General features: G+C 41.4%; 12 protein-coding genes. 11 read left to right on the forward strand and 1 reads right to left on the reverse strand.

The annotated features are described in order from the left end of the window. The first annotated feature begins 24 nt into the window (after positions 1–24). The 3 genes from D0469_RS20235 (at position 25) to D0469_RS21800 (ending at position 2,192) form a co-directional block, all read left to right on the forward strand. Positions 25–1,005 (forward strand): 2-hydroxyacid dehydrogenase, encoded by a 981-nt coding sequence (locus D0469_RS20235; protein ID WP_117328527.1) that lies wholly within the window; start codon positions 25–27, stop codon positions 1,003–1,005. Between the two features lie 145 nt (positions 1,006–1,150). Then, positions 1,151–1,840 carry an RraA family protein gene (locus tag D0469_RS20240; RefSeq protein ID WP_117328528.1) on the forward strand — a complete coding sequence of 230 codons (690 nt, stop codon included), beginning with the start codon at positions 1,151–1,153 and terminating at the stop codon, positions 1,838–1,840. A 217-nt stretch (positions 1,841–2,057) separates the two neighbouring features. Beyond that, positions 2,058–2,192 carry a fumarylacetoacetate hydrolase family protein gene (locus D0469_RS21800; protein ID WP_233523129.1) on the forward strand — a complete coding sequence of 45 codons (135 nt, stop codon included), beginning with the start codon at positions 2,058–2,060 and terminating at the stop codon, positions 2,190–2,192. Between the two features lie 161 nt (positions 2,193–2,353). Here D0469_RS21800 and D0469_RS20250 read toward each other — a convergent pair whose 3' ends face one another. Continuing rightward, entirely contained in the window at positions 2,354–4,060 is a 1,707-nt protein-coding gene (locus D0469_RS20250) for an IlvD/Edd family dehydratase (RefSeq protein WP_117328529.1), read from the reverse strand. Positions 4,061–4,290: 230 nt separating this feature from the next. On the opposite strand from D0469_RS20250, the gene D0469_RS20255 reads away from it, so the two are divergent. The 8 genes from D0469_RS20255 to D0469_RS20290 all read left to right on the forward strand — a co-directional run bounded on the left by D0469_RS20255 (position 4,291) and on the right by D0469_RS20290 (position 11,509). Continuing rightward, positions 4,291–5,559 (forward strand): nickel pincer cofactor-dependent isomerase, group 22, encoded by a 1,269-nt coding sequence (locus D0469_RS20255; protein ID WP_199478595.1) that lies wholly within the window; start codon positions 4,291–4,293, stop codon positions 5,557–5,559. 19 nt (positions 5,560–5,578) lie between these two features. Then, positions 5,579–5,878, forward strand: coding sequence for a UxaA family hydrolase (locus D0469_RS20260; protein WP_117328530.1), 300 nt, complete (start codon positions 5,579–5,581; stop codon positions 5,876–5,878). Between the two features lies 1 nt (position 5,879). Further along, complete coding sequence (locus D0469_RS20265) at positions 5,880–7,049, forward strand: UxaA family hydrolase (protein WP_117328531.1); 1,170 nt, start codon at positions 5,880–5,882, stop codon at positions 7,047–7,049. A 28-nt stretch (positions 7,050–7,077) separates the two neighbouring features. Next, positions 7,078–7,863 (forward strand): SDR family oxidoreductase, encoded by a 786-nt coding sequence (locus tag D0469_RS20270; RefSeq protein WP_117328532.1) that lies wholly within the window; start codon positions 7,078–7,080, stop codon positions 7,861–7,863. A gap of 131 nt (positions 7,864–7,994) precedes the next feature. Beyond that, on the forward strand, positions 7,995–8,081 hold the full coding sequence (locus D0469_RS22200) for a DUF111 family protein (RefSeq protein WP_117328536.1): 87 nt from the start codon (positions 7,995–7,997) through the stop codon (positions 8,079–8,081). A 383-nt stretch (positions 8,082–8,464) separates the two neighbouring features. Next, the gene (locus tag D0469_RS20280) at positions 8,465–9,238 is read left to right on the forward strand and encodes an enoyl-CoA hydratase-related protein (protein ID WP_117328533.1); all 774 of its coding nucleotides are present in this window, start codon (positions 8,465–8,467) and stop codon (positions 9,236–9,238) included. 40 nt (positions 9,239–9,278) lie between these two features. Beyond that, positions 9,279–10,430 (forward strand): acyl-CoA dehydrogenase family protein, encoded by a 1,152-nt coding sequence (locus D0469_RS20285; RefSeq protein ID WP_117328534.1) that lies wholly within the window; start codon positions 9,279–9,281, stop codon positions 10,428–10,430. Further along, the gene (locus D0469_RS20290) at positions 10,427–11,509 is read left to right on the forward strand and encodes an acyl-CoA dehydrogenase family protein (RefSeq protein WP_117328535.1); all 1,083 of its coding nucleotides are present in this window, start codon (positions 10,427–10,429) and stop codon (positions 11,507–11,509) included. The genes D0469_RS20285 and D0469_RS20290 overlap by 4 nt, the downstream gene beginning before the upstream one ends. Positions 11,510–11,585: the final 76 nt, after the last annotated feature.

Raw genomic sequence — 11,585 nt, forward strand, 5'->3', positions numbered from 1 at the left:
AACAGTTAGAATAGGAGAGTCATCGTGAAGCCAAAAGCAGTTATTTATAAGAAAATTCCGGAAAGTGTCCTTTCAGTTATAAAGGAAAGCTGTGATGTTAGTTATTATGAGAATCTGCAGGATTATTCAGATCCTGAATTCTTAGAGGATCTTAAGGATGCACAAGGCTTAATGGGAAGCAGTTTGCCAATAACGAAAGAACTGCTTGACCATGCACCAATGTTGAAGATCGTTTGTAATATCTCTGTCGGCTATAATAATTTCGATATTGAAGAATTATCGAAAAGAGGCATAATGGCTACCAATACTCCTGATGTGTTAACCGATACTACCGCGGATTTATTATTCGGCTTAATTCTATCAGCCGCCAGAAGAATCGCTGAATTGGATTCTTTTGTGAAAGAAGGCAGATGGAACAAGTTAATAGGAGAAGATTGTTTTGGAGTGGACGTGCATCATAAAACGCTTGGAATAATCGGTATGGGGAGAATTGGTTCCGCAATTGCAAAGAGAGCACATTTAGGATTTGATATGGATATTTTATATCATAATCGAACAAATAATGAGGCTGCGGAAACCCTTTACCGGGCTCAAAAATGCGAATTGGATGAACTGCTCGCAAAATCAGACTTTGTTTGTTTAATGACGCCATTATCGGCAGAAACAAAGCATTTAATAGGTCTTCGCGAATTTAAACAAATGAAGAAATCAGCGGTCTTTATTAATGGTTCCCGAGGAGAAACGGTAAATGAGGATGACATGATTGAAGCGCTTTCCAGCAGGATTATTGCCGGTGCCGGACTTGATGTGTATACGCAAGAGCCGATTAATCCAGATAATCGACTGTTAAAGTTAAAGAATATCGTTACACTGCCGCATATAGGATCTGCAACCAGCGAAACAAGAACAAAGATGGCTGTGCTTGCTGCAAAAAACCTTGTCAACGGTCTAACCGGAAAAACTCCGCCATCCATAATCAATCCCATCATTTTACATACCAGATAAATTTAGTGTTAATTGCTTCCTGTTAGTTCATTGAAGTGACATCTTAAATCCTATGTTTTTGGACGATTTCAGCAGCTTTGCTGTTCAGCTATCTTGATTCAAGTAATTAAGGGTAATGTGGAAAAAAGAGAGGTTGTGAGTTTAAGTGGGAAACATTGGTTACCGTGTTATAAATGATTTTCAGCGTATTGAATCTAATGTAATAGAAGGCTATAAAGGGATAGCCACACCTGTTATCGGAGATGTAATGGGTAAAATGTGGGTCATGAATCATTTGATCAAATCTATTAATAGCCCGGGAATACATGTTGTAGGAAGCGCATTAACAGTACGCACCCATCCTTCAGATAATCTAATGGTCCATAAAGCAATGGATCTTGCCAAGCCGGGTGACATTATTGTAATCGACGCCAGCGGGGATACCCAGCACGCGATTCTAGGAGAAATCATGTGCCATTATGCTAGAAGCCGAGGAATTGCCGGGTTTGTTGTGGATGGCGCAGTGAGAGATAGATTGAGTATTTCTAATATGGGTTTTCCGGTTTTTTCAAAAGGGGTTACACCTCGCGGACCATACAAGGAAGGGCCGGGAGAGGTGAACACGGTAATCAGCTGCGGCAATGTTCCAGTTTCACCCGGAGATATAATTGTTGGTGATGATGATGGCGTAGCAGTCATTCCTAAGGCTGATGCGGAACTCGTGTTAACGAAATCTAATATTTTATTAAGGCAAGAGGAAGAGATAGTGCAAAAAATTGATCAGGGCCAGTGGGATCGCCGTTGGGTTGACCAAACTTTGGAGGCCAAAGGAATTGAAATTAAACAAAAGGTGTAAATATGACTGCAGAAGATATTTTGCAGCTAAATACCCGTTACCTGACGCGGTCGAAAAGTTTTGATACCTTCTTCAGTTTTGATTCTGAACTTGTAACTCCAGATGAAGTAAATAATGTTATGGATTTAAATGTATCTACCATAATTAATGGCACGCGCACCGTAAAAACGTTGTTTCGAACATGACATTCAATCCAGGGTCATTCCACTCAAAAGTGATGACCATTCTGCCAGGGGATATTATCTCAGAGGGTACACCAGGGGCTGTGGTGATTCGCGACGGAAATGTTGTAGAATGCCAAATTGTTGGATTCCAATTTTTGTCCAATCGGATAAAGGATTTAAAATCCTAACACAAAAAAGGGCTGTCCTCCTAAGGGGACAGCCTTTACAATGAAATTCAAGATACCGGTATGAATCGTTTTGATTTTTCAAGCGCCCTCGGGCGGACGGTTAATAAGATAACTTGCCTTCCCAATCAAGTATAACCAGATAACAGGTTCATGGTTTGTAATTACAAGCCCTTATTTGGCTTCTGTACTAGAAAGTCAAAGTCACAGCCTTGATCAGCCTGCAAAACATGTTTCTGATAAAGTTGTGTATAACCACGTTCTTCAAACAGCGGAGGATTCCATACTGTCCGTCTGTTTTCTAATTCTTCTTCTGTGACATGCAGATGCAGCAAACGCTTTTCAATGTCCACCTCAATTATGTCACCTGTCTTTACAAGACCGATGGGTCCTCCTACAGCCGCTTCTGGAGCTGTGTGAAGGATTACAGTTCCAAAGGCTGTTCCGCTCATCCTTGCATCAGAAATACGGATCATATCCCGGACACCCTCTTTTAAGAGTTTTTGCGGAATAGGCAGCATTCCGGCTTCCGGCATACCTGGGGCACCAACCGGTCCCGCATTTTGCAGCACCATGATATCATCAGCGGTGATGTTTAATTCCGGATCATCAATTCGTTCTTCCAGGTCTTTCAGTGATGAAAATACAACCGCACGCCCTTTATGGGTTAACAAATCCTTAGAAGCGGCCTTAGGCTTGATAACAGCTCCATTTGGGGCAAGATTCCCTTTTAATACCGCAATGCCGCCTTCTTTATGTAATGGCCGATCGAAAGGAGTAATAATCTCCCGGTACGTCTCAGAACATTTTACATTGGCAATGTTTTCACCGAGAGTTTTTCCGGTTACGGTAAGCTCCTCATTATGCAAGAGATTTTCAAGTTCTTTTAAGACAACGGGTGCACCTCCGGCTTTAAAGAAATCTTCCATTTGATATTTGCCTGCTGGCCTTAAATTAGCAATAAAAGGAGTTGTTTTACTGATTTCATCAAAGAGACTTAAAGGCAAGTCGATATTTAATCGTCCTGCGATAGCAATCAGGTGAATCACTGCATTTGTGGAACCTCCTACAGCCACTAGCATACGGATCGCATTCTCCAGAGATTTTCTAGTAATAATCTGTGAAGGCTTGATTCCCTTATCGACCAATTGAACGATCTGTTTTCCTGTTTCTAGCGCATGCTGCAGACGCCTATTGTCAGTTGCAGGAATCGCTGCTCCCCCCGGAAGCATCATTCCCATTGCTTCAGCACAAACAGCCATCGTGCTTGCGCTTCCCATGACCATACAGTGGCCAGCAGTAGGGGCTAATGCTTTATTAATAGCGTCAATCTCTTGTTCGTTCACTTTTCCTCCGCGATATTCCTGCCAAAAAAATCGGCAATCAGAACAGGCACCAAGAGTTCTCCCTTCATATTCACCATTATTCATTGGTCCTCCCGTAATGATTATGGAAGGAATATCAGCGCTTGCAGCTCCCATTAATTGAGCAGGGGTAACCTTGTCACATCCCCCAATTAATACGACCCCATCGATTGGCTGTGCCCGGATCATTTCCTCTGTGTCCATAGCAGCAAGATTACGATAAAGCATAGTCGTTGGACTAGTGTTGATTTCCCCAAGAGAAATGGTAGGAAACTCTAGCGGAATGCCACCTGCCATTAATACTCCATTCTTAATTGCTTGAACAAGGGGCCCGATATGTGCATGGCAGCGATTTATTTCACTTTTCGTATTGCATATGCCGATAACCGGTTTATTAAAATCTTCTGTATCAAATCCGAGATGCCGATTGAATGCTTGACGGATAAATTTACTGAACCCTGCATCCCCATAGGATGTTAATTTCTTTTCACGATTGTCTTCTGCCATGATCCCACTCCCATATTCTATAGTAAAGGATAAAAATCTATAATATTATGAAAATAATTATATTTTAATTTATTTATAATATCTATAATATTAATGTAAAACATAAATAAAAGTAATGATTTATTGACATAATTTTCAGAAATATCATATACTTACCTTATTATAGTAGATTTTAAATGAACCTCAGGACCGTTACTTGCTTCATAACAGTAGTATATGGGAGTGATTGCGTGTTTGAATTGTATGAGATAGAACAAAAATTTTCAGATGATAAGCTGACAGATATCAGGGGAAAGATTGCATCCGAGATGAAGAAATACCTCAGGTTGAACATGCTGCCTGACAATGCAGAAATAGCAATTACAGCGGGAAGCCGTGGCATAGCAAATATTGTACAAATTCTTAAGGAATGTGTGAGCTATCTTAAAGAGTCAGGCTATAGGCCATTTCTGGTTCCGGCAATGGGGAGTCACGGCGGGGCAACTGCTGAAGGACAAATCGAAGTCCTCAAACATTTAGGGATTACCGAAGCGAGTGTTGGTGCAGAAATACGTTCTTCAATGGATGTTGAACTTCTCGGGCATACTGACAAAGGCCAGCCAGTGTTTATGGACAAAAATGCCTATCATGCTGGCGGAATTTTGGTTATTAACCGGGTAAAGGCCCATACTGCTTTCAGAGGAAAGGTTGAAAGCGGATTAAGCAAAATGGTGACAATTGGGCTGGGAAAAGTAAAAGGAGCATCCTTCATCCATTGCGATGGTGCAATGAAGATGGCTGAGAATATCGAAGAGGTTTCTTTATATGCGATACAAAATAGCCCGATTCTGATGGGGCTGGCGATTATAGAAAATGGTTTCGATGAAACAGCGGATATAGTAGGTGTTTCTGTCGAGGATTGGCATGCAAAAGAATCGGAGCTTCTTCAATATTCGAAAACGATGATGCCAAGTTTGCCAGTTGAAAACATTGACTTGCTCATCGTTGAAGAAATGGGAAAATGTTTTAGCGGTACAGGAATGGATCCCAACATTATTGGCAGATGGAGAATAGATGGCCTACCCGAACCGGATAGCCCGGCGGTCAGCAAATTGGCTGTTTTAGATTTAGCAGATCAATCTTTTGGCAATGCTCAAGGCATCGGGCTTGCAGATTTTACAACTCAAAGATTGGTAGACAAGATGGACAGGAACTCTACATATATGAATGCATTAACGGCTACTTTTTTGAGAAGAGCCATGCTTCCCATGATTTATTCGACGGATAAAGAAGCTATAGAAACAGCCATCTATAGTTTAGGGCCGAAGATTGATAAAGAGTCAATTAAACTAGTACAAATACCAAACACGCTTCATTTGGATCGGGCGTATGTTTCACCACCGGTTCTACATGAACTAAATGCTGGAAGCCGAAAATTTGTCATAAAAGGTACCCATAAATTACTCTTTGATGAAAAAGGTGATTTATTAACTAAAGTAACGAATCACCAGTTTAGTTAAATAAAGGCGGGATGACAATTTGGATCTTAATATAAGCAACAAAAAAACTGCACTTGTGATTGATAGCTTTGACAACGTGGCCGTAGCGCTCACAGATCTTAAACAAGGTGAAGAATGTATCATCCGCTTTAATAATCGTGAAGAGGAAGTTACCGTTTTCGAGGACATACCATTTGGCCATAAATTTGCGATCCTTGATATCGATAAAGATGAAAGCGTTTTAAAGTACGGCGAGGAAATCGGTAGGATGATGGTACCTGTCAAGAAGGGCAGTTATATCCATAACCACAATATGTACTGTGAAAGAGGGATGAAATGAAATGGCTGACAATTTTATGGGCTACCAAAGAAAAGATGGGTCTGTAGGCGTCAGAAATCATATTGCGATTATTCCTTCAGTTTTTTGTTCTGCCAAGGTTGCTGAAAGAATTGCTTTTCAGGTTCCCGGCAGTGTGTACTTTAGGCATCCAGTCGGCTGCAGCCAAGTGGGAGAAGATCTCGAGGTTACTGCCAAAACATTGATTGCGATCGGAAAGAACCCAAACTTTGCAGGGGTTGTAGTAGTAGGACTAGGATGTGAAAGATTTTCTCCCTATGAATTAGCAGAGGGCATAGCCCCATCAAATAAAATGCTTGAAACGGTTGTTATACAAACAGAAGGAGATTCATTGGCAGCCATTCAAAAAGGAAGCAAGATTGCTAGAGAAATGCAGCAAATTGCTTCAAGGCAAATCAGGGAAAAAGTCCCTGCAAGTGAGCTAATGATCGGGCTTAATTGCGGCGGCTCAGATATGACATCAGGCCTTATCGCGAATCCTGCCCTCGGATATGCTTCTGATAAACTTGTCGCTCAAGGTGGTACATCCATACTCAGTGAAATCACTGAATTAATTGGCACTGAAGACATATTGGCCAGAAGAGCAGTAAATGATCAAGTAGCAGCTGAAATCCGCGAGACCATTTTTCGAACGGAAGAAAAGCTTAGAAGGCAGACACAAAATTCAAGCAATAAGGAACGAACACATTTAATTTCGACAGGAAACTATGCGGGCGGATTATCAAGTGTAGTAGAAAAGTCACTGGGCAGCATGAAAAAATCAGGAAATGCTTCTTTTAACGGCGTGATTAAGTATGGGCATCAGCCAGATAAGAAAGGTTTGTTTCTATTAGACTCGCCTGGACATGATGGAGAGGTTTCGACAGGGCAAGTTGCAGCTGGAGCGCAGATGATTCTTTTTCCTACTGGAAGAGGGACACCTACTGGTTTTCCTGGAATCCCTGTCATAAAGATAACCGGGAACCCAAACACCTATATAAAAATGAAAGAAAATATCGATATTAATGCGGGGCAAGTATTAACAGAGAATAAATCGTTGGAGCAAATGGGAGAAGAAATCTATCAGGAAATTTTGGATGTTGCTTCCGGAAGGCTAGTAAAGTCAGAAGTTTTAGGCCATGATGAACAGTTTTGTGTAACGCGGTTACCATAAAAAATATTGATAAAAAGGCGGGACGTAAATGGAATTGAATCTTAAAGGTAAAGTAGCGCTTGTAATTGCATCTAGTCAGGGACTGGGAAAGGCCATTGCAATACAATTGGCAAAAGAAGGCGCTCATATTATGTTAACAAGTCGTAATGAGGATAAATTGCGGACCGTTAAGGAAAAAATAGCGGGAATTGGGGAAGGTCTGGTATCGTATTGTCCTTGTGACATAACAAAACCAGAAGAAATCCAGCGTCTGATTAAACAAACAAATGATGATCTTGGCAAAGTTGATATTCTCATAAACAATGCTGGAGGGCCTCCAGGCGGAACGTTTGATAAATTCAATGATGAAGACTGGCAAAAAGCATTTGAACTCAACTTATTAAGCTATGTACGGATCATCAGAGCGGCTCTCCCTGATTTAAAGAAGGAGGGAGGAAGGATAATCAACATAGCATCCTCATCCATTAAGGCACCCATACCTGGGCTTATTCTATCCAATACCTTTCGAACAGGGATTGTCGGTTTAGCCAAAAGCCTGGCGGAAGAACTGGCCCCACACAACATATTGATCAATACCGTTGCTCCAGGCCGTATTGCCACAGATCGTACAGCCTATTTGGATCAAACCAAAGCAGATAACCAGGGACTAAGCCTGGAACAGGTAGAGGAGGCTTCCAAAAAGATGATTCCATTAGGCCGGTATGGAAGTCCGGAAGAATTCGCAAAAGTAGTTACTTTCCTGGCATCGGATGCAAGCTCATTTGTTACTGGAATCTCGCTCCTGGTTGATGGAGGCATGGTAAAAGCTATTTAATATGTAGAAATAAGCTGAAACCACTTTGTTTTTCTGCTTGTTTCATCATCAAGTGGAGCGTGGACAATGACAACATCACCACCATCGAATATTATTAACATGAAATATGAGTGTAATGTAGAACAGATGCAATCGCTATATTAAGAAAAATTGGGGAAGCAGAAGCTAAAATTCAGGGAACTGTACTTTATCAGGTACATTTCCCTGAAGTAGGGTGATGTCGATTCAATAATTGTTTTCGGAACAGCTAATTTGATAAACCAATTGCAGAATGAATAAATATGTTCTTCTGCAATACCAATTTGGTTCTGGAAAAATACATATTGATCATGGAATCTTTACAGTAACCGCCCATGCTTCGCTCGATATGTTTGTTGGAATTCCCCAGGCTGATAGCTCAATACAAGCCGGAACTAACAACGCCAATCGGGACTGGGGTTGTCGCTGTTTTGTCCAGAGCAGTTTAGTCGGTTGCCTTCAATGACCGTTCATTCTGTCGGGTATGTGGCGGGAACAAAAACTTGCCTTCACAGCCCAATGTTTTAAGCATAAACATAAGTTTAGGTGAGAGATAAAAATACTTTTCTAAGGAGTTGCCTTGATGAGTGTTGTCTTCCAGGAAAAAGGTGAGATAGCCATTTTACAGCTTTACCGGGAAAATGGGTACAATGCTCTTGATATAGAAACAGTTGAGCAATTAAATGAAAATATTTTGCATATTGCCAGTTCAAAGATTTTTCGTTCCGTGATTTTAACCGGTTCCGGAAGAAAAGCTTTTTCGGCCGGCGCAGATCTGAAAGAAAGAATTCGGATGGACAAGAGTCAGGTTCGTGAATATTTAAATAAAATTAGAAAAACTTATCGGCAGATTGAACAGCTTCCGCAGCCTGTAATTGCGGCAATAAATGGATTATGTATTGGCGGAGGATTAGAAATGGCACTTGCCTGTGATTTACGTATCAGCTCTTCCAACAGTGTCTTCAGTCTTCCTGAAGTGAAAATTGGAATTATTCCTGGAGGAGGCGGTACCCAGCGCCTAATGAGAGCGGTAGGAGATTTATATGCAAAAGAAATGATACTCACCGGCAAGAAAATCAGTGCAGATAAAGCGTTGGCCATTGGGTTGCTCAATGAAGTTACTGAAGACAAATCTGTTCTGCAAAGAGCAATTGAATTAGCAGAAGAGATTAATGAAAATGCACCTATCTCTGTACAAAAGGCTAAGGAAGTTCTTAATTATGGCCGAAACGCTGTTCTGGAGGAAGGCTTGATCATCGAAGCCGAAGCCTATGAAGAAGTTCTCCATACAAAAGACCGTGAAGAAGCACTCATTGCCTTTAACGAAAAACGAAAACCTATTTTTAAAGGTAGATAGTATTAGACAAAAGTCCAATCCAAAATGAGGAGGGAAAACTTTGAAAGAATTAAAGCTCCCGAGTGTTAATTTACCTGAAGAAGCATCAGTTTTGCAGCAAGAAGTTAGACAATTTCTCACAGAAGAGCGAAGCAGAGGAACATTTAATCCGAAATGTGATTCATGGCTAGGCGGTTATTCGGCTGAATTTAGCCGCAAGATTGGAGAAAAAGGCTGGCTTGGCATGACCTGGCCAAAACAGTATGGCGGTCACGAACGATCGGCATTGGAGCGTTTTGTTGTCACAGAGGAATTGCTAGCTTCAGGCGCCCCAGTGGCAGCACACTGGTTTGGAGATCGCCAAACAGGCCCGCTTCTGCTCCGCTATGGTACGGAAAAACAAAAAAAAGAATTTTTGCCAAAGCTTGCAAGGGGTGAAATCTTCTTTGCAATTGGCTTAAGTGAACCGAATTCGGGTTCAGATCTTGCTTCTGTTTCTACCCGGGCCAGAAAAGAAGGCGATAAATGGGTTATCAATGGAAGTAAAATTTGGACGAGCGGTGCACATCATGCCCATTACATGATCACACTTTGCCGTACCTCGCCCCAAGGGGAAAAAAAGCAGGAAGGTTTAAGCCAGATATTACTTGATTTGTCCTCCCCAGGGGTAACAATTCGGCCTATTTATTTAATGACAGGCGAACACCATTTTAATGAAGTGATTATGGAAGATGTAGTAGTGCCGGAAGATATGATAATTGGCGAAGAAGGTCAAGGATGGAAGCAGAGTATGGCTGAACTCGCCTATGAAAGAAGCGGTCCCGAACGTTTTATGAGTACGTATCCATTATTAGAGGAATTAGTTAAAAAACTTTCTAATGCGACAGGGGATTACGCAAAGATTGCAGTTGGAAGATTAATTTCAAGATTATGGGTTCTCCGTAAAATGTCTTTGGGGGTAGCAGCTCTCCTTGAAAAAGGAACCTCCCCCGATATCGCAGCAGCACTAGTGAAAGACTTGGGTACTCAATATGAAAATGAAATAATAAATGTCGCAAGGCTTTTGATTCCCAGCCAGCCCTCTATGGAGTCAGATAACAGGTTTGATGCTTTGCTTGCCCAAGCGATTCTGCATGCACCTGGTTTCACACTGCGAGGCGGTACGACAGAAATTCTTCGGGGAATTATTGCAAGGGGGTTAGGAGTTCGATGAGTGAAATTCGATCAATGCTTGCAGATACAATAAATAAAGTGATGAAGGATCAGTGCACTAAGGAGTTAATTGCAAAAGCTGAAAAGGGCGTTTTTCCCATTTCTTTGTGGAAAACTCTTGAAGAACTAGGTGTAATGGGTATAGGCATTGATGAGGAAAATGGCGGAGCTGGGGGAGATTTAGGTGATTTAATGGCACTTTTAAAAATTGCAGGCTATTATGCCGCCCCTATTCCACTAGCAGAACATATCTTATCTAATTGGCTGCTTTCTTCCTGTGGATTGCCTATAGATTCGGAGATTTGCACACTTGGACCTGTAAATCAGGCAAATGAAATTCATTTTACAGAAATATCTGGCGGCTGGATTGTTTCCGGTAAAGCCAGCTATGTTCCTTGGGGCAGAGATGCTAAATCCATTACAGTATTCGGTAAGTCCGATGAAAACCATTTAATGGCGGCAAAAATCCAGTTAGATTTGTGTTCCATTAATCCCCATGAAAACCTTGCTGGAGAGCCTAGAGATGAAGTAATCATGAACAACATTCACCTAAAAAAGGAATCTGCTGCTTATCTGGAAGCGGATAAACTGAATGAACTTTATATAACTGGATTATTATCGCGTGTAATGCTTATGACTGGGGCTCTGGAAAAAACTTTGGATTTAACAGTCGCTTATTCCAAAGAAAGAACGCAATTTGGACGTCCGATTAGTAAATTCCAGGCGATTCAGCAACAGTTGGCGATCATTGCAGGAGAAATAACCGCGGCGATGGTTATAGCCGATTTTGTTATGAGCAACATAGACGATAAATTAAATTTTGAAGAAGCTGCGATGGCAAAAATCCAATTAGGAGATGCGGCGGGACTTGTCTCGCGAATCGCTCACCAAGTACACGCAGCGATGGGTTTTACAGATGAACACCCTCTCCATCTAAGCACAAGACGATTATGGTCGTGGCGTGATGAATTTGGTACTGAAAGTGAACTTGCAAAAAAGCTGGGAGAATATATTTTAGTTAATTGTTCCAGTAATTTATGGGAATTTGCAACACATTCCAAAAGTACAATAAGACAATAAAACACAGGTCCCAAATCATTTTGGGACCTGTGTCAGAGTGTCGAGAAACTCCCTAGAGATCAATATCCTTGGTCAT

This window comes from Peribacillus saganii, from assembly GCF_003429095.1.
Lineage (GTDB): Bacteria > Bacillota > Bacilli > Bacillales > DSM-1321 > Peribacillus > Peribacillus saganii.